Below are 18,863 nucleotides of genomic sequence, written 5' to 3'. Positions count from 1 at the left end.
TGACACATTCATCTACTACTGGCGCAATATTGCGACCAGCTCGCGGGTCTTGCGTCGCATGAGCTCGGCATCGCCAACAGACTCTACGTTAAGCCGCACTACCGGCTCGGTATTTGAGCTTCGTAAATTGAACCGCCAACGACCTTCGGAGCCATTGAAACTCATACTTAGTCCATCGGTAAGGTCCACCGATTCAGCGCTACGGCTGAAGCTCTCTTTCACAGAACTGATGGCCACTTTGGGCTCTGCAATTTTGAAGTTTAGCTCTCCAGATGAAGGATATTGCGAAATGGCCTCAGATACGCACTGGGACAAGCTTTGATTGCGGATGCTCAGCAGCTGCAGCACCAACAGCCAGGGGATCATGCCGCTGTCGCAGTAATGGAACTCTTTAAAGTAGTGATGGGCACTCATCTCACCGCCATACACCGCATCTTCGCTGCGCATTCGCTCCTTGATGAAGGCATGACCCGTTTTGGACATCACCGCTTGACCAGACATGGCCTCAGCAATCGCTTGGGTATTCCAAATGAGCCGAGGGTCGTGAATCACTTTGGCGCCCGGATGGCGGTGCAAGAACGCTTGCGCCAGCAGACCGACAATGTAATACCCTTCGATAAACTCCCCCTGTTCATCAAATAGGAAGCAGCGGTCAAAATCGCCATCCCAAGCGATGCCCATGTCCGCCCCCGATTTCTTCACTGCATCACAGGTCACGCTGCGACACTCCGGCAACAGTGGATTAGGGATACCATTGGGAAATTGGCCATCGGGCTGGTGATGCACCTTAATAAACTCAATGGGCACTTCTAAACGCGCAAATTCAGCCTCAATGGCATCAATAACGTGTCCCGCCGCCCCATTACCGGCGTTTACCACCAACTTAAACGGCCTCAACTGGGCCAAATCCACATAGGTCAGCAGGTGGGCCACGTAGTCAGGAAGCAAATTTTGCTGCCGATAACGACCGCGCTGCTCTGAGGAAACCGCCTCAAAGCGATTCTCCTCCGCCAATCGCTGTATCTCCCGTAAACCGGTATCGCCCGAGATGGGACGGCTTTGTTGTCGCACCAACTTCATGCCATTGAAGTCGATGGGGTTGTGAGACGCAGTGACCTCAATACCGCCGTCAACGCCAAGGTGTGCCGTGGCAAAGTAGATCTCTTCGGTACCGACCATGCCGATGTCGATAACGTCACTGCCGCCATCCAAAAGCCCCTCGGCCAAAGCCAGCTTTAACGGCTCAGAGGTTAATCTGACGTCGCCACCAATCACCACACTTTGCGGCTGAAGATACTGAGCGAAGGCTCGGCCGATGCGATACGCAATGGCGTCATTGAGTTCGCGCCCCAGTTGGCCTCGAATGTCGTAAGCCTTAAAACAGGTTAATTTTTCCATCAGCAGCGCCCATATTTGTCGTCAAAGCGGATGATGTCATCCTCACCCAGATAGGAGCCGGATTGCACCTCAATCAGCTCCAGCGGCACTTTGCCGGGGTTTTCTAAGGCATGCACCACCCCGATGGGAATGAAGGTGGACTCGTTTTCCGTTACCAGAAAGGTACGCTCGCCATTGGTGACTTTGGCGGTGCCAGACACCACCACCCAGTGTTCGGCACGATGGTGATGCATCTGTACGCTCAATTTGGCGCCAGGCTCGACTCGGATGTGCTTCACCTGATACCGCTCGCCGTTATCGATAGAATCGTACTTACCCCAGGGGCGATAGACCTTGCGATGATTGATCACCTCGCTTCGGCCCTGAGCCTTTAAGGTCTCCACCAGATGTTTCACCTGATGAGCTTGGGTACGGTCGGCGACCAACAACACATCCGGAGTATCCACCACGATCAGGTTTTCAAGCCCGATGCCCACCACCAGCTTCTCTCGGCTTCGAAGGAGGCTGTTTTTACAGTTTTCCAGCATCACCTCACCGTGGGTGGCATTGCCATCCTCGTCTTTGGCTGATACCTCCCACAGCGCCGACCAGGCACCGATGTCGTTCCACTGCGCATCCAGCGGCATCACAAGCGCGTCTTGAGTCTGCTCCATCACCGCATAATCGATGGACTCAGACGGGCAATGGCTAAACGCTTCCGCGTCTAAGCGAATGAAGTCCATGTCTTGGGTGGGGGCTAAGGTAGCTAATTGGCAAGCATCAAAGATATCTTTTCGATATCGCTCAAGCTCTCTGAGGTACTGGCTGGCTCTCACCAGAAAAATGCCAGCATTCCAGTAATATCCACCATCGGCAAGATAGGCCGCTGCAGTAGGCTCATTGGGTTTTTCAACGAATTGCGCCACCTGATAACCGCCCTGCTCCGCCGCACCCCGTTGAATGTAGCCATACCCAGTGTGGGGACTGGTAGGCACAATGCCAAAGGTCACCATCTTTCCTGCTTGGGCCGCAGGAATGGCAGATTCAATGGCGTCCACCAAAGCTTGAGGCTTGCCAATGACGTGATCTGCCGCCAATACCAAGAGTAAAGGGTCGTCCTCAGCAAACAGGGCCGACACCGCCATGGCCGGCGCGGTATTGCGGCCACAAGGCTCAAGCACAATTTTTCCGCGGCGATGACAACGCCTGAGCTGTTCAGCAACAATAAAACGATGGTCTTCGTTGCAGATGATGATCGGCTCATCGCAAGCAAGAGGATCCAACCGCTCTAGCGTTTTTTGCATCAAGCTTTGTTCATCAACCAGGGCGAGAAACTGTTTCGGGAAAAGCGTTCGAGACAGGGGCCATAACCGAGTCCCGGAGCCGCCTGCCAAAATTACGGGAACTATGCGAGCCATCTTCCAATACCATCCGTTAGAAAATCGGCGCTACCATGAGCGCGGGTTCCAGTGTCAATTAAGCATAGAATAGTTCCTGAAAATTAGAGGCTTGATTCGCAATAAAGCGATCCTCTTGGTCTACACTCAAAAGGTTTCCGACGTCAAAAGCCGTGATAACGGCATCGGTTTTAGGGAAGGCTGAGTGAGAAAAAACATCACACTGTCGTTTATTGATCAGGGACTGGTTAGCGCATTCAATTTCGCCTTGAATCTAGTGCTGATTAAATGGTGGGCGCCCGAAGAGTTCGGTCTATTTTCGCTAATTTTCGCGATTAGCTTTGTGCTAATGAGCCTGCAAAATGCGCTGATTAATACCCCATACGCCGTATTAGTTCCCGCTTCAGAACACCCTCACGCTTTACGTCATACCTTAAGCCACGCCAACCTCTATTTTGTACTCGTTATCACCGTAAGCCTTGGGGTGCTGCTCACCTTTATCACGCCGTTATCCAGCCAAATCAGTGCCATCAGCATTGCCGCCTTTATTGGCACTCGGCTTCTAAGGGAATACCTTCGAAGCCGCTGGAGTTCAGAGCTGGAATTTAAGCCCGTACTCAAAGTGGATGTGGCTTTTTCATTGTTGATGCTAGTAACTGTTGCAGGGTTAAGCCTGAACAACGCCAACACGCTCATTAATCTAGAGACGCTGCTTTGGGTACTCACCACTTGCCAGCTGCTGAGCGTGTTGACCTTACTCAACCTTGAAAGAAAATTGCTAGTGAGCCTGCCGCTTAAACTCTCAATTCCCGGCTACGCCGCCATCTGGGAGCAGTCTCGGTGGTCACTGGTGGGCGTGACCACCACCGAGCTTCAAAACCGAGGCTATGTCTTTGTGGTTGGTGCGGTATTTGGGCCCGCAAGCCTCGGCCTAATTCAAGCCGCAAGAGTCTTTTTTGGCCCACTAAGCATCATTGCCGGAGCCTGGACTCGAGTGGCTAAGCCAACATTGGCAAGGCTATTTAGCAAACAGCAATACGATGAATTCACCAAGTCGCTGATTCAAGCTGGCATCGCCTTTACGCTGTTCAATCTCGTCTTGGCGCTGACGCTGTATCTGCTTTGGCCATGGCTCAAGTCCACCTTTTTTAATAGCGCCTACGAGCAGATCGGCTTTGTGGTCGCTCAGTGGGCACTGGTGACCCTATTTTTCCAACTGCGCGCCACCACCAGCGTGGGCTTACAAGCGCAGAATCGATTCAAAGAGCTGGCCATGGCCACCGTGTGGGGGGCTGGCGCGGCGATGACATCCCTTGGGATTCTCAGCCTATTAGGTAACGACTCTTGGGTGGTCATGTCGGTCTTTGTTGGCGAGAGTGTTGCCCTGCTCTATCTAATTAAACTATTGCGACAATTTGCCCCTCAACGCATCGATGGGGTATCTGAAGATGTTTGATAGCCTGCTTTCCCGCTTTGTTCAGGCCGATGTGCGAGAGTTCACTCTCAACAATCGCCTCGCCATCGTCCTCATCACCTTGGTTATCGCTTCCAGCTTTGGGGTGTTAACGCCGGATCTGGAGGCCGCGGTTGAACTGGAAGATCTCGAGCTTGATCAACACGCCAGCTCAACCTCTTCGGGAAACCGGTTCAATCAACTGTTTTGGATAACGCTAATGGGGATATCGATATTCAGTATCCTTCGGGATCCGATGCGCTTTCGCAGACTTATCTTCAACCAATGGCCATTGCTGCTACTGATCGCCGTAGCCACAACCAGCGTTCTGTGGGCCATCGCCCCCGGCATCGCATTTCGCCGCAGCATTCTTCTTATCTGCGTTGCCACCAGTATTTTTACTGGCATCTGCTATCTGCGCAGCCCCTATCAGATTCCGCTCATCGTTTACCGAGTTGGTACATTGGGGCTAGGGCTAAACATCCTTGCCATCGGCCTAGGCAGTTTCGATATTGAAGGCTATTTCTATGGCATTCATGGCCATAAAAATGTGTTGGGGGCCGTAGCGCTCATGGCACTGTTTTTTGGATTTGCAGCCAGAGCTTTCAACAAAAGCCAAATTAACTCCCTATTTAACACCCTCTACCTGCTTGGCTGGTTTGGAATCTTACTCATCTCGGTCTCCAAAACCTCCATCGCATTGTTCTTCTTAGTTCCCGGACTGGTGTTTGGGGCACAGTTTTTAGCGCGAAACTTTCGCATTAATTTAGGCCTATTGATGTTATCGACCACCCTGACTCTTGTGGGCATCGTCATGATCATCTTGCTCTACAGCGACCTGCATATTAAGCAATTTTTAGAGTTATTTGTGGCCGATGCCGGCTTTACCGGTCGAGACTTCATCTGGGCGTTTCTGCTAGATCAGATAGACAAACACTGGTATCTGGGCCACGGTTACGGCTCGTTTTGGGGGATAGGCATCCACTCACCAAACATCGTTTATGGACGAGGCTTTTTGACCCTGTTGAATCAAGGGCACAACGGCTATCTGGATCTGTGGGCCAAGCTGGGTATTTTAGGCATTAGCATCTACGCCATCGTATTGGTGCAATTTTCGCGGCAATCAGGCTATATCCAAGATTTATATCCAGGTTTATTTACCCTCTGCTGGATCCTACTACTCTTAACCCTACTGCATAACATCACTGAAAGCAGCATCATGCGCGGCGGCCACTCACTGTGGGTGATACAGCTGCTGATCATCGGATTGATTGCTCGACTGGCCATGGACAAGGAGAAGTACGCATAATGACTGAGGTAACCATCTGCCTTTGCACCTACAAGCGTGCACAACTTTTGGACACACTCGAAAGCATCGAAGCCCAGCAGCTCCCCGATGGCGTGACGCTCTCCCTATCCATTGCCGACAACGATGCCGCAGGCAGCGGCGGTGCCATCGTTGACGCATTTAAAAAACAGAGCCGCATACCGATTCACTATGAAGTTCAGCCAGAAAAAAACATCTCAGTGGCTCGAAACACCACCGTCAGAAACGCCAGTGGTGACTGGCTGGTGTTTATTGATGACGATGAGATTGCCCAGCCTGACTGGATTGCACAGCTACTTGATTGCGCAACGCGCTTTGATGCCGATGTGGTCCTAGGCAGCGTTCAAATTGACTACCCAGAACACTCCCCACAATGGATTGTCGATGGCGACCTATTCAAAAAACACACGGCTCCCACTGGCACTGAGGTGACAGTGGGATCCACTTGTAATGCCCTCGTCAGGCGCAGTCGGCTGCCACACCCAAGTGCCCCATTCGATTTGCAATATGGCATTACTGGCGGCGGTGACACCCACTTCTTTAACCGCATCCACAAAGGCGGCGGCAAGATAGTCACCTGCCGAGAAGCGGTGGTCTCAGAAACCGTGGAAGACAACCGCCTCAACACCGATTATTTAAAACGCAAAGCCACCCGCATTGGCGAAACCTATGCAGTGATCTTCTTTAGCTCACTGCCTCCAATGCAGCGCATTGGTCATTGCCTAAGAGCTGCTCTTCAGGCCGCTGTCGCCGGTCTGCTGGCTCTGCTGACCTCCCCCTTTGGCAAAGCCCGCAGTTTTCGATACGTCATGATGATGATGGCCAATTGGGGCAAGGTTCGGTTCTTCTTCAATACCCCACCGGTCGAAATTTACAAATAGGGTTGCTATGAAACTTGTCCACGTCATTAGGCAGTTCGCTCCCGCCATTGGTGGGCTTGAGAACTTCGTAAAATCCCTTGCTCTGGAACAGATAAAGCAAGGGTTTGAGGTGAAAGTGGTCACCCTCAACCGCCAGTTTCACCAGTCCGGTAGTCTGCTTGCTGATACTGAGACCATCGACGGCATTTCAGTGGTTCGCATTCCCTATCGTGGCAGCTACAAGTACCCCATCGCTCCAAGCGTGTTGTCCCAGGTTGCAGACGCCGACCTCATCCACGTACACGGCGTTGATTTTTTTTGCGACTTTCTGGCACTCACCCGTATCTGGCATCGCAAACCCATGGTGCTCTCCACCCACGGTGGTTTTTTCCATACACCCTACGCGAGTCGATTTAAGACCTTGTTTTTCCACGGCATCACCCGTTTTAGCGTTCAGGCCTATCAGCGGCTATTCGCCTGCTCCGACAACGACTACCGCCACTTCTACAAACTGGGGCACAGCCAGTTACACCTAGTGGAAAATGGCGTCGACACCACCAAGTTTGCCGATGCTGGAGCGGTAGATTGTCAGCCCCATATGGTGTTCATCGGCCGATTCTCACAAAACAAAGGAATACTCAAGCTGCTGGCTGCCTTTAATCAGCTCAAAAAGCAACATCCCCAATGGCAACTAAGCCTCATCGGTAAAGACTGGGACAATCAGCTGCAACTGATTCAGCAGTTCATCAGCGGCCACCAACTTAACGATTCGGTGCACCTGTTAATTGAAGCCAGCGACCAGGAGATCAGTGACCACCTATCGAAAGTCAGCTACCTTGCAAGCGCTTCTGAATACGAAGGCTTTGGTCTCACGGTCATCGAAGGGATGGCCGCTGGGCTATTGCCTTTGGTATCCGACATTCCAAGCTTTAAGGCCATCGTGTCCCAAGCAAAATTGGGCCAAGTTGTTGATTACCAATCGCCCCATCAGGCGGCTGAACAGATTGCCAGTTACCACCAGCACAGACTGGAGGATTACCCCGAAGTTAGGCAGGCCGCAATAGCAGCATCCTCCCAATACGCATGGCCTCAGGTCGCGGAACGTTTTACTTCGTTATATCCAAAAGTCGGCAATCAACCACGCCAGATTCAAGGCGTTAAGATGGATCGTCGAAATGGCGATGAGTTGGTCGCCGAATTGGATCGCCATATAGATGCCAACAGCCAACTTCAACTCGCTTTTGCCAATGCTCACACCATCAACCTGTCTAGAGACGACAATGAGCTAAAGCAGATCCTCAACGACTCACTGGTGGTGAACGACGGTCTCGGAGTGAACATCGCCAGTCGCTGGAAATATGGCTCAGGTTTTGTCGAAAACCTCAATGGCACCGACTTTGTGCCGAGATACCTACAGCAAAGTCAGCGGCACTTGAGGGTCTTTCTCCTCGGAGCCACCGAAGCCAATGTGGCACGCTGCTTTGAAACCTGGCAACAACAGTACCCTAGGCACTCTTGGGTTGGTTACCACCACGGTTTTGAACCCGCCAGTCAACAGGTTGCGCTTTGCCAACGAATCAAAGATTCCGGTGCCAACTTAGTCATTGTTGCCATGGGAAACCCTCTTCAGGAGCGTTGGTTAGCCGAGCACCTAAGCGACACCGGCGCCAACATCGGCATCGGCGTTGGTGCCCTGTTTGATTTTACCGCCAACGCCGTTCCTAGAGCCCCTAGCTGGATACGGCGCTTACGCTGCGAATGGATATTTCGACTGGTTCAAGAGCCCAAACGGATGTGGCGACGCTACATTTTGGGCAACATCACTTTCCTCTATTTCGCATTTAGGGACAAAGCATGAGCACTAATTCGATGAAGCGCGTATTGCACCTGGCCGTGGAGTACCCTTCGCGAAATCGGAAGCACAACACGCCGGCAGTTCGCCACTTTATCCAAGCCAACCCTAAGGTTGACTACCGTGTGTTCGCCCTTCGGCGAACTGCAAACCCGTTTAAATGCAACCTGCTTGAGGGCGATGGTTATGGTGATGACAAAGTCACCTCCATGCGCTATTGGGGTCTCCCGGGAGGCGTGCTGCTGTTTCTGAGCATGACCATCGTAGCTTGGCGCATCCATAAACAGATAAAGCAGTCCGGTGTTAACTTTCACCTAATTCATGCTCACAAGATGGCATTTGAAGGTCTGGCCGGTTGGTGGCTCTCTAAATGGCTAAATCTGCCTCTGGCGCTGTCTGTACGCGGCGAAGCAGAATCCAAAATTCTTAGATATAAACCCCATTACACGCCCTTGCTGCAATCGATGCTCGCGCGAACCGATCATCTATTCTACGTATCCGCTTGGTTTAAGCCGGTGATTAATGGCCGCTTCAAAGTTGCTAAGGAGAAGCAAAGCCTGCTGCCAAATTTTGTTAGCCGGCGGCACTGGTGCCCCAAACAGAGCTTTAATGCCGATCATCTGGTTTCAGTGATGGATCTGAATGTCTATGAAAAAAAGGGCTTGCCAGTCCTACTGGCAGCGATAGCACAGTTAGCCAACACCCGGCCAGAGCTCAAACTGGATATCATCGGCGGTGGCTCTGAAGCTAATGTCGCATTAGTGAATAAATTAATTACTCGCTTAAAGATTGAAAACCAAGTGAGTCTGTTAGGTAAGATAGACAACCAGCAGTTGCTCAACCGATTTGGTGACTATGCTGCAATGGTGCTCCCCAGTCGCAATGAAACCTTTGGCATGGTCTACGTGGAAGCCCTGCTAAGTGGCGTCCCCATTTTGCACTCAAGCCACACCGGTATTGACGGTTTTCTAGAGGGGATCTCAGCTCGCGTTATTGCTGATCCTAAACAAGTCGACTCTGTGGCCAGCGCCCTGAACCAGTTGTTAGACAAACAACATGACTTTCGAATGTGGCTTATCGATAATCACCACAAAGTTGCCGCCCGCTTCGACAGGGCCCCCTACATTGAGCACTACAACCAGTGCTTTAATCTCACTAACGACGAGGCACCAGCAGCTGAAAGTAATGCTTGTACTTCCAAAGTTGAATCAGCGCCCTCAACCCCAAGTAAGCCAGAATCACCAATGACGGCGCCGAGGTGAGCTCAGCCAAGGTCAACGCTCCTTGCCCCCAAAGTAGGCTGACCAACACGGCAAACATCAAGCCATTAATCAGATGCTCCGGCATGCCTTTGCGATCGGCGCCAAAGCGATACGCCACATAGGGAATCCACTTCGACAAGGTGCAAGTTACGATAAAGAGAGCCCCTACGGTCGAGGTGGCAAAAATCAACAAATAACCGCCATTTCGACCCAACTGCAGCAACAGCATCGGGATCAGCCGCCCCTTCTCAGTCAAGCGGTTGAACCACGCAAACACCGCTCTCACGGCCAGAACGAAACTGATAAAAACAAGATAAACCGCGCCAAACGCCGCCGCGCCCTCTAACTGAAAATAGCCCGGAATAAAGCTTGGACCCTGAGCTGCCAGCCACGCCGGAGGAGCGGTTAAAAGCAGAGTGAAAAACCAAGCGAAACTTGGTCGAAACCCTTGGCCAAACAGCGAAAACTCCTTACTTATCTTCGGTTTCTCTTCAAACTTCGCACCTAAATTATCGTTTTCAAAATACCCAATTTCATAGGCGGTAAAATAGGCAATAACAAAACCGAACAGGGCCACCGCAGTATAAAGCGGATAGGGGTTTATTAATGCAAAGGCGAGGATGAGGGTCAGGTAATCATGACCAAGAATCGCTCGAGTAAAGTAAGACTCCGTCGGCCGCTTGACCTTTTTCAAGTACACAAAGGGCAACATTGGCGACATGCCTGCGCGAATCTCCACAGACTCCGGCCACTGACATAGCCACGCATCTTGGCACTGCAATAACAGATCCTTGTCCATCTTGCTGTCGGTAACACAGGCGCCGTGAGTCACCCGTTTAGAACCGATCAATGCTGAAGCTGCCGCCGCTTTGCCTGACATGCGCAGCTGGGCAGCGGTGGTTAAATTAGAGCTGACCAAGAGATTGGAGCCGAGATTGATCTCATCCAAAATCGGTTGAAGCACGAAATCAAAGCCATAGCTGACCACAAACACCTTGCCTTTGTGACGCATCAATGTCTGGTAGAGAGGCTGATTTAGATATTGATCAACAAGTGATTTCGCCTGCTGTTGCCATTGCCGTTTGGCCATCGGATTTAGCCATAAACCGCAGCGAACTCGGTAAAGGTCTCGATAGTGCTTACCTTTACTGCCATGGAGCCAGCGCCAAGGTTTTAGCATATCCATGATCTGCAGCACGATTGCCACCACAACCGAGCGCGCGGCCAATTCAATAAACTGCTCTGTGGAGTTTGTTAGCCAAAGAGTATCGTCAAAATCGACCAAAATTTCCTGCCGCTCAGGAAGTTGACTGACCCCTTCAATGACCGCCTCTGGCGCGGTTAATCCATTTTTCTTTAAGTGCTTGCGATGAAGAAACTCATCCATTCCCAAAACATGATTGTCCATCCACACATACCACTCTGACTGACTCAGTTGATCAAAGTGTAGACCCAGTTGCTTCGCTTCATCAGCCATCACTGATGAGTTTTTAATCACAAAAGCCAAAAATTAACATAATTTTTACACCGCAAAACCGGCTGACAACTAAAGACAATTTCGTTGTCAATTACCTGCAAGCAGAAATAGCCCCGAGATTCGATTGTTATTTACACACCCCTTGTGCATTATGCGGCCACTTGAGCCGTGAATTTGGCTCACTTAAACTCCATTCCGACTGGAATGGTACATCCACGACAGCAGACAAAGGCAAACTCAGCGAAAGCTGAGGACGCAATATCACCGGTCTAAAGATCACCTTGTGATCCATGACAGCGGGATTACCTCATGTCGATGGTTGGACGATTATTACCGAGCTCCGTTAGAGAGCCAGTACGCCCTACCGTCATCTCTTTGTCTGCCGAATAGTTGAGGCAATTGATGACAATTCGGCATAACCCTTCATTGAAGCAAAAGGATTTTGCAAAGCGCACGGCGGCCATTCTACTTAGTGGCTTGTTCCTTCAATACACCCCTGCAGCAACGGCAACCGATTCCGCCTATTTTAACGGCCAGAACGCCTATGCAGAGATCCCAACTTGGCGCCCTACCGGTAAATTCAAGGTTGTTGCGTGGCTGGCTGAACTGGACAGCAACAGTGGCAACCGCAACATTTTGCTCAGTGACGCATCCAGTCACGAGTTTCTTTCATTTACCCACAACAACATTCAAGGTCGCTGGGGCAATGAGTATCCTGGCATCTGGGGCAAATTTGATTTTGCCCAAAGCCGCTACATCGAACTTGAGATCGATTTTGGCCGCCTAACCGCCAGCGATGGCAACAACACTCACAGCATCAGTAATGGCGCCATCGATCCAACCGCCTCGGCCTACCAGTGGCTATTTCGCCGTGGTGGCAACGACTTCTCTCAAGGGGCAATTCAAGGGTTGGCTCTGATCGACCTTGGCAATCCCGCTAACTCAAAAGCGTTTGCATTCGATCAAACCCACGGGCTGGTGGAAGTTGGTGGCAACAGCGATGTGGATGCACTCATTAACGTCGACGGCAGTGACTGGCGACAAGGGCCACACACCATCGTCAACCCTGCTCCAGATCACTTTGATGACGCCCAGTGGGATGCGGCATTTAACGGCGGAAGCGGTGAGGAGCCGGGTGAACCCGAGCCTCCACAAACCGGCAGCGCCACCGCAGTAACGTTCAGTGGCGACAAAGCCTATGGGCAGATCGCCCCGTGGCAAGCCAAAGGCAAATTCCGACTGCAAGCTTACCTAACGGATATGAATCCCGATGCCGGAGCTCGCAACATCCTGCTAAGCTGCTCTCAAAGCAAGGAGTTTCTCTCATTCACTCACACCACCGTTCAAGGTCAGTGGGGCAGCGAGTACCCAGGTGTTTACGGCAAATTTGCCTTTAATCAAACCCAGTATATCGACATCATTGTTGATAACGGCCAGATGACCATCAGTGATGGCATCACCACCCACACCGTCAAAGACGCAGCCATCAACCCAAGCTCTGTGCATTATGACTATTTAATGCGCCGTGGTAGTAATGATTACTCTCAAGTTGGGCTCCAAGCGTTGGTTTTAACCGATCTGGCGGACACCACTAACTCTCGCGCCTACGGATTCGATAGTGAAATTGGTCTGGTTGAAGTCAACGGCAATAACGATAACAGCCTGCACAATGTAGCTAGCAGTGACTACCAAGCAGGCGTGCACACCATCACCAATCCTGACAGCAGCATCTTTGACGATGCCCAGTGGCAAGCCATTTTCGGTGGCAGTGACGTAACGGATCCTGAGCCTCCTGTAGAGCCTGAACCACCTACAGAGCCCGAGCAGCCGGTCGAGCCAACGCCGCAAAGTAATCAAGCGGCCTACTTTGATGGCAGCAACAACTACGCTCAGATCCCCAGCTGGCAGCCAAAGGGCAAGTACAAGGTTATCGCTTACCTAACGGATCTTGAAGATAACTCAGGCACGCGCACTCACCTTATTAGCTCCTCCAAAAGTGGCGAGTTCTTAGGATTTACCCACAACAACGTGCAGGGGCAATGGGGCGGTGATTATCCGGGAATCTGGGGCAAATTTGATTTCAATGCCTCAAAGTACCTAGAGATCACCGTTGAGCAAGGCAAGATGACCGCCAGCGATGGCAATACGGCCGCTACGGTAAACTCTGCCAGCATCAACCCAACGCAGGTTAGTTACGACTGGCTGTATCGCCGCAACGGCAGCTACTCCGAGGGCGGACTACAAGCGCTGATTTTGATGGATTATGCCGATCCATCTAACTCTCGTTCCTATGCATTTTCAGACAGCGGCGAGATGGTGGAAGTAAACGGTAATGATGGCGAGCTTAATAACTTTAGTGACGGCGACTGGCAACAAACGCTGCACAGCATTACCAATCCAGATCCCGAGCACTTCTCACAAGAGCAGTGGGATCAAGTGTATGCGCCTGATGACAGCGGCCCTGAGGAACCGGAGCCACCGGTTGAACCTGAACCACCAACAGAGCCTGAGCCGCCAACTGACCCCACCGACCCAGATCCACAGGTGGACATCTTGCTGGGCGACAACGCTCGAGCCGTTGCCTTTGATGGCAACAGCGGCTACCTAAGCTTTGATAGCTGGAAAGCCAGCGGCGACTATCGTGTGGTAGCTTGGCTGCAGCAGATGGCGGATAACGCCACCACCTATGTGGTCAGCGACGCCAATAGCTATTTTGCGGTCACTGCGAATTCGGCCAGCGCTCGTTTCAATGGCTCTGTGGTACAGTTTGACAGCAACTTTGATTTTGCGGGTCGCGGCTACATTGAGTTTAGCGTCGGCGACGATGAGCTGACCGTCTCCGATGGCAAAACCGAACAGACCATTCGAAACAGTGCCATCAATGCCGTGAGCTTTAGCCAAGCGATGCGTTATCAAAACAGTTACAGCCAAGGTAAGCTGCAGGCACTGGCGCTCATCGATTACGGCAATGACGCCCAGGTACATAGCTTTAGCTTTAACGCCAATGGTCAGATTATCGAGTCCAGCGAGCAGAACAATGACATTGCACGATTGCACAACATCGGCAGCAATGATTTTGTGAGTATCGACACCAACGTCAGCGCCCCAACGGCCATTTTGGCAAGCCAAGCCCAGTGGGATTCGAAGTTTGAGAGTACTTATAAAAACGGCAGACCACTGCTGGATCGTACCGACGGTAACGATGCCAAAAAGTTTGCCTGGGAAGGTCACTACTGGCTTCGCAGTTACCTGACGATGGCCAAAGCCTATCAGGATGACAAGTACTTAGACTATGCGGTCGAACTGATTGACCATATGTTTAACTACACCGACGAAGCCCGTGTGGCCCGTGGCGAGCTCGACCTTAAAGCTCAGCCTTACGATCTGGCACCAAAGAAGTTCTTGAACGAGCGCGGTACTGCCGCTCCAGGGTGGCGTCGTCCCTATAACGGCTGGCGCATCGAAGTACTGAGTGATGGTCAGATCCTAAATGCCATCAGTCGCGTCGCTGATTACATCTTGAGTGAAGGTAAAACCCAGTACAGCGCCAAAGCGATGGATTATTTGACCAAAGCTGAGCGCATCATTCGTAGCCATGACAGCTCTTACAGCAACACTAAGAACAGTGCGATCCAAGGCTCGTACTTCTATGTGAACTATAAGAATTCTGACTACGGTGATTCGGGCCTGTTCTCCAACCCAATGCCATTTAACCACGACATGACCATGGGCATCGCCCTCATGTACGTAAACAAATGGACACAAGGTGGAGTGTACGATTTTGAACGCAAAGTGAGCGACATCGTTGGCTTCTTTACCGATCACATGATCTACAACAGCGACGGTACCTGCACCTGGAACTACGCCTACGATGTGGGGGGCAATAACAAGCTGGAAGACGTTAATCACGCCCACTTGGACGTTGGCTTTATGGTGGCGGCTTACCATGAAGGCTACCTAACTGACGACACAGAGATGAAGTGTTTGGCGAAAACACTGACCAACAAAGTGTTTAAGGCAGGCGGCATCATCAGCTACGACGTAGAGGGCAACAGCATCAGCGGCCGCTGGGATCAAATTGCCACCGGTTACGACTGGTCAGAGCTGCAGCCTTGGGACGATCGCATCCTGCAGATGAACCAACACAGCCTGCGCCAATATGGCCAACTGACCTGGTACCGTCCATACCTAGCCTGGGCCAAAGTACTCTACTGGCAACAGCAGCAGTAATCCGAAAAAAAAGGGTCGCAAACGCGACCCTTTTTCTATCTGTTTCATCCATTACAGACGGTAGGCAAAGTTCAGGCTCAGATTACGCTCTTTACCCGGCATACCACCAAGGAACATCGCCTTTTCGTAGTACTCTTCGTCAAAGACGTTGTTCAGGTTCACCTGCAGTCTCCAATCGCCCATGTCATAGCTGGCACCTAAATCCACCTTGGTGTAAGCGGGCACGTGGCCATCAGGAATGCCGAAAGAAGCCGAGTGAGTGCTGCGCTCATCTTCATAGGTTACGCCCAGGCTCCAGTCGATCACACTTGGCAGAGCAAACCAATCTGACGAATAGGTTACCCAAGCACGAGCGGCAACCTTTGGCACCCCTTTCTGAGGTTGATCATAGGTGCTGCCGGTGGGATCTTTCTTATCACGAGCATCCTGATACATGGCATTGACGTTGACTTTCCACTGCTCATTGATGTGAGCATTGACGTCAAGCTCAACCCCTTTGGTCTCCTCCTCACCATCGTAAACATACTGGTCAACGATTGGGTCGGTTTCATCCCACAGTGGATGGGTGTAACGCAGGTTCGTTCTCGAGGTTTCAAAGACCACCAGAGAGGCCAACAGCTGATCATCAAACGCCTTATAGCGGATGCCCAGATCGTTACTGATCGACTCGGCGTCTTTGCGGTCGCTGTCATCGCCGGACACACTGCCCAAAATGCTGTAGGCGGTACGTCCCTTAGAGTGGTTAACAAAGATAGACAGGTTATCCGTTGGCATGTAAGTCAAGCCAAGGTTGTAAGTTGTGCCATTATCTTTGGTATCTTCTTCAGGCTTTGGCTCCGCTCGGCTTGAGCTGTAGCGAGGGTCAACCCCAAGATGCTGATAGCGCTGTTCAATCTCGTTGAATGCCACCCCAATACGTGTGGTCAATCCCCAATCAAAATAGGCCACATGCTGAATTCCGACGCCCCAGGCACTGACATTCTTATTGTAGTTTTGGGTCATCAGAGGGTCGTAATCATCGAAATTGCCCGTCGGCCAATTTGGATTGCGAATGTCGTAGATGTAAGGCAATTGACCTTGATAGATCTGATTGCCCTCTTTATCGGTAATCACCTTGTCGGCGTCGTAGATGGAGTTCTGTTTAAAGCGAATCTCGCGATCTTCGTAGTTGGCGTTCACCAAAATCTCGTTATCTAGATCGCCTAGGGTGAAATCGTAACGCAAGTCCGCAAAGTACTGCCAAGAGGACTCATCCGCTTCCACTTTACGGTACTCTTGACGACGAGCGGCATACGGGTAGATCACCCCATCTTCCACCAGTGGCGCACGAGGATCCGCGTTGATGGTGCCGCGGCGATTCCAGTACACGTAGTTATAAGCACCAGTTTGACGCACAAATCCGGTGTCATAGTCACGGTATTGCAGCTGCTGATTCAAAAACAGATTCGGCGTGAAGTGGATGTTGTGAGTCAACTTAAAGCGAAGCTCCTCGCCTTTATTGTCCTGAGACATTGGCGACATCAAGCTGGTGTCGCCCAGATCCATAGGCTCGGCGCCATCACCGGCGGAAAGTGACTCAGCCAGCGCTTTGCGCTGCTCGTCCGTAAGCTGCAACCCTTTACCGTTAGGATCGTTAATCAGATCTTCCCAAGTCACATCTTCTGGCGCTTTACCACCGGTAGAGGCGGCGTTGTAGATTCGAATTGGGTGGCCGATGGAGTCAACGCCGATGGAATCATCGATGTAAGCCACGGAGAACATCAAATCCTGATCGTCACCAATCAGTTTTTTCAACGAGGCATAAATCTCATCCCGATCGGTACCGATGTCTCGAAAGCCATCGCTTCGAGCTGACTTAGCAACAATACGGTATGCCAACGAATCGCTCAGGCCGCCGGTAGAATCCAAACCCAACGAGTAGGTATCCCATGCACCCAGCTCAACATCAATCTCATGGTTGGACTCAAACTCGGGCTTCTTCTCAATCAGGTTAATCACCCCACCTGCACTGCCCATGCCATACAAACCCGTTGCAGGGCCCTTGAGCACCTCTACGGATTCGACGTTGGTCATTGAACGAGTCGGGTTAAAGGTGTTCCCCAGACCCGCACCACCGTACATGCCATCATAGGTGTAGTTTGCACCCAATCCTCGGATCTGCAGGTTGTCACCAATGCCGTAGTTGTTACCAGCTTGAGTCAAGCCACTGACGTTACGAATCAGTTCTTGCAGATCATTGGCTCCCTGCGCTCGAATCAACTCTTCATCAACCACGACCACCGCCGCAGGTGTTTCCATCAGAGACATATCCGACTTAGTGGCAAGGCCCGAGTTCATCACCACATGGTTTTGACGGCCGTAAACCGTAATGCGCTCAGGCATCTCGGCGGTAGATTCTTCAGCCATCGCCAAGGAGGGAGACAGCGCAGCGGTACACGCCAGCGCCAAGATTGAATAACGAAACTGCATCATTGTAATCCTATGTAAATTTCGAGCGAACGATAATCACTCCTATTTACAATTGCAATATCAATGTTGTTTAGTTTGATGCAAATCAACCACACCTTTTAACCGCAGTGAAATATTTCGCCCATAAGAACCATTTACCTCGGCTTAAATAAGTCAAAATTCATACCAAAGTTGTTTACAAATGGTTCGATTCATCGAGCCCAGTGGTCAAAACGAAGCCAATTTACCTCAATAAAATTTTCCCCAAAAAAATTTGCCGGACAATCCTCTGAATATGAGGGTGATAATTAAGGGATGCGACAAAAAACCCGACGTGACAGCGCATAAGCGGCAGAGTAAATCACTACAATCAGGCAAGCATGGAAAACTAAAAACCCAATCAAGTACAACTAATCATTAGAATCAAGGCGATTGTTCACCCAATTTAGCCAAGGTGAACAATGCTTGGAAAATGCAAAGACAGCAGGTAGGAGAGCCAAGGCAATGTCCCCGATGCCATCAAAGTGCCAAATGCCACCAAAACGGCAGAGAAAACAGGCATCAGCGTGCGCCCGATGCGACTTAGTTTGGGGATAAAACGACGTAAACGCTCAAAGTAAAACGCCATCAGCAGAAACGGAACCACAAACCCCGCAGCATACAAACTCAACATCAAGTTGCCCATAAAGGCATTGGACTCCACCGCCCCATAGGCGATGATCGCACTGAGTATGGGGCCAGCGCAGGGAGAGCGCCCGAACGCAAACGCAGCGCCTAAACCAAAGCAGGCCACCGCGCTCTTAGGGCGTGCACTGGGTGTGCCCGCACAGGTTCTACATGAACGATGTCTACCGCGCCAATAGGACACCATCGTCATCAGGCCAAAACCGGCAATGAATAATCCAGCCCCCACCTGAAACTGCGTTTGGTAGTGCCACATAAACCGCGCCAGATACCGGGCTCCAACCCCGAGAGCAATGAAAAAACTCAGTAATCCAGCAACAAACCACAAGCTGTAACCAATGGAATGGCGGCTGTGGCTAACGCCCTGTTGTTTGTGACCGCCAATAAAAGAGAGGTACCCCGGTAACAAAATTAACGAACATGGAGAGAGAAACGACACAACGCCCCCCACAAAAGCCCCAAGGGCGCCGACCGTCGCTATGTCTATCACGAAATC

Annotated in this window: 11 protein-coding genes and 1 riboswitch; of the genes, 6 read left to right on the top strand and 5 right to left on the bottom strand. The window is 51.2% G+C overall.

Features of this window, described 5'->3' with window-relative positions:
• Window positions 1-15: 15 nt before the first annotated feature.
• Complete coding sequence (locus FCL42_RS16275; RefSeq protein ID WP_136864488.1) at window positions 16-1,398, bottom strand: phosphohexomutase domain-containing protein; 1,383 nt, start codon at window positions 1,396-1,398, stop codon at window positions 16-18.
• Window positions 1,398-2,795, bottom strand: a complete 1,398-nt coding sequence (locus FCL42_RS16270) for a mannose-1-phosphate guanylyltransferase/mannose-6-phosphate isomerase (RefSeq protein ID WP_136864487.1) — start codon at window positions 2,793-2,795, stop codon at window positions 1,398-1,400. Before FCL42_RS16270 ends, FCL42_RS16275 begins: the two co-directional genes overlap by 1 nt.
• A 184-nt stretch (window positions 2,796-2,979) precedes the next feature.
• Between FCL42_RS16270 and FCL42_RS16265 the strand changes: the two genes are divergently transcribed.
• From FCL42_RS16265 to FCL42_RS16245, 5 genes are read left to right on the top strand one after another with little or no spacing between them, the layout of a single operon-like run.
• Complete coding sequence (locus FCL42_RS16265; protein WP_136864486.1) at window positions 2,980-4,230, top strand: lipopolysaccharide biosynthesis protein; 1,251 nt, start codon at window positions 2,980-2,982, stop codon at window positions 4,228-4,230.
• Complete coding sequence (locus FCL42_RS16260; RefSeq protein ID WP_169308423.1) at window positions 4,223-5,536, top strand: O-antigen ligase family protein; 1,314 nt, start codon at window positions 4,223-4,225, stop codon at window positions 5,534-5,536. Before FCL42_RS16265 ends, FCL42_RS16260 begins: the two co-directional genes overlap by 8 nt.
• Complete coding sequence (locus FCL42_RS16255; RefSeq protein WP_136864484.1) at window positions 5,536-6,435, top strand: glycosyltransferase family 2 protein; 900 nt, start codon at window positions 5,536-5,538, stop codon at window positions 6,433-6,435. The genes FCL42_RS16260 and FCL42_RS16255 overlap by 1 nt, the downstream gene beginning before the upstream one ends.
• A gap of 7 nt (window positions 6,436-6,442) precedes the next feature.
• The gene (locus FCL42_RS16250) at window positions 6,443-8,272 is read left to right on the top strand and encodes a WecB/TagA/CpsF family glycosyltransferase (RefSeq protein ID WP_136864483.1); all 1,830 of its coding nucleotides are present in this window, start codon (window positions 6,443-6,445) and stop codon (window positions 8,270-8,272) included.
• Entirely contained in the window at window positions 8,269-9,528 is a 1,260-nt protein-coding gene (locus FCL42_RS16245) for a glycosyltransferase (protein ID WP_136864482.1), read from the top strand. The genes FCL42_RS16250 and FCL42_RS16245 overlap by 4 nt, the downstream gene beginning before the upstream one ends.
• Here the strand turns inward: FCL42_RS16245 and FCL42_RS16240 are convergent.
• Complete coding sequence (locus FCL42_RS16240) at window positions 9,422-11,005, bottom strand: hypothetical protein (protein ID WP_136864481.1); 1,584 nt, start codon at window positions 11,003-11,005, stop codon at window positions 9,422-9,424. The two genes, FCL42_RS16245 and FCL42_RS16240, sit on opposite strands and share 107 nt — an antisense overlap.
• 220 nt (window positions 11,006-11,225) lie before the next feature.
• A riboswitch (cyclic di-GMP riboswitch) is annotated at window positions 11,226-11,315 on the top strand.
• A gap of 92 nt (window positions 11,316-11,407) precedes the next feature.
• On the opposite strand from FCL42_RS16240, the gene FCL42_RS16235 reads away from it, so the two are divergent.
• A complete protein-coding gene (locus FCL42_RS16235) occupies window positions 11,408-15,235 on the top strand; it encodes a hypothetical protein (protein WP_136864480.1) in 3,828 nt (1,275 codons plus the stop codon).
• 51 nt (window positions 15,236-15,286) lie between these two features.
• Here FCL42_RS16235 and FCL42_RS16230 read toward each other — a convergent pair whose 3' ends face one another.
• Both FCL42_RS16230 and FCL42_RS16225 read right to left on the bottom strand, forming a co-directional pair.
• Complete coding sequence (locus FCL42_RS16230; RefSeq protein ID WP_136864479.1) at window positions 15,287-17,707, bottom strand: TonB-dependent receptor; 2,421 nt, start codon at window positions 17,705-17,707, stop codon at window positions 15,287-15,289.
• A 421-nt stretch (window positions 17,708-18,128) separates the two neighbouring features.
• The gene (locus FCL42_RS16225; protein WP_169308422.1) at window positions 18,129-18,857 is read right to left on the bottom strand and encodes a cytochrome c biogenesis CcdA family protein; all 729 of its coding nucleotides are present in this window, start codon (window positions 18,855-18,857) and stop codon (window positions 18,129-18,131) included.
• Window positions 18,858-18,863 lie beyond the last annotated feature (6 nt).

Source organism: Ferrimonas aestuarii, from assembly GCF_005116665.1.
Classification (GTDB): Bacteria; Pseudomonadota; Gammaproteobacteria; order Enterobacterales; family Shewanellaceae; genus Ferrimonas; species Ferrimonas aestuarii.
The sequence above is the reverse complement of the archived record's forward strand: the minus strand, read 5'-3'. Positions and strand labels throughout refer to the sequence as shown.

Bases quoted from the DNA above. Each gene is read 5' to 3' on its own strand.
- FCL42_RS16275 (WP_136864488.1), bottom strand. From the start codon at position 1,398: ATGGAAAAATTAACCTGTTTTAAGGCTTACGACATTCGAGGCCAACTG.
- FCL42_RS16270 (WP_136864487.1), bottom strand. From the start codon at position 2,795: ATGGCTCGCATAGTTCCCGTAATTTTGGCAGGCGGCTCCGGGACTCGG.
- FCL42_RS16260 (WP_169308423.1), top strand. From the start codon at position 4,223: ATGTTTGATAGCCTGCTTTCCCGCTTTGTTCAGGCCGATGTGCGAGAG.
- FCL42_RS16255 (WP_136864484.1), top strand. From the start codon at position 5,536: ATGACTGAGGTAACCATCTGCCTTTGCACCTACAAGCGTGCACAACTT.
- FCL42_RS16250 (WP_136864483.1), top strand. From the start codon at position 6,443: ATGAAACTTGTCCACGTCATTAGGCAGTTCGCTCCCGCCATTGGTGGG.
- FCL42_RS16245 (WP_136864482.1), top strand. From the start codon at position 8,269: ATGAGCACTAATTCGATGAAGCGCGTATTGCACCTGGCCGTGGAGTAC.
- FCL42_RS16240 (WP_136864481.1), bottom strand. From the start codon at position 11,005: ATGGCTGATGAAGCGAAGCAACTGGGTCTACACTTTGATCAACTGAGT.
- FCL42_RS16235 (WP_136864480.1), top strand. From the start codon at position 11,408: ATGACAATTCGGCATAACCCTTCATTGAAGCAAAAGGATTTTGCAAAG.
- FCL42_RS16230 (WP_136864479.1), bottom strand. From the start codon at position 17,707: ATGATGCAGTTTCGTTATTCAATCTTGGCGCTGGCGTGTACCGCTGCG.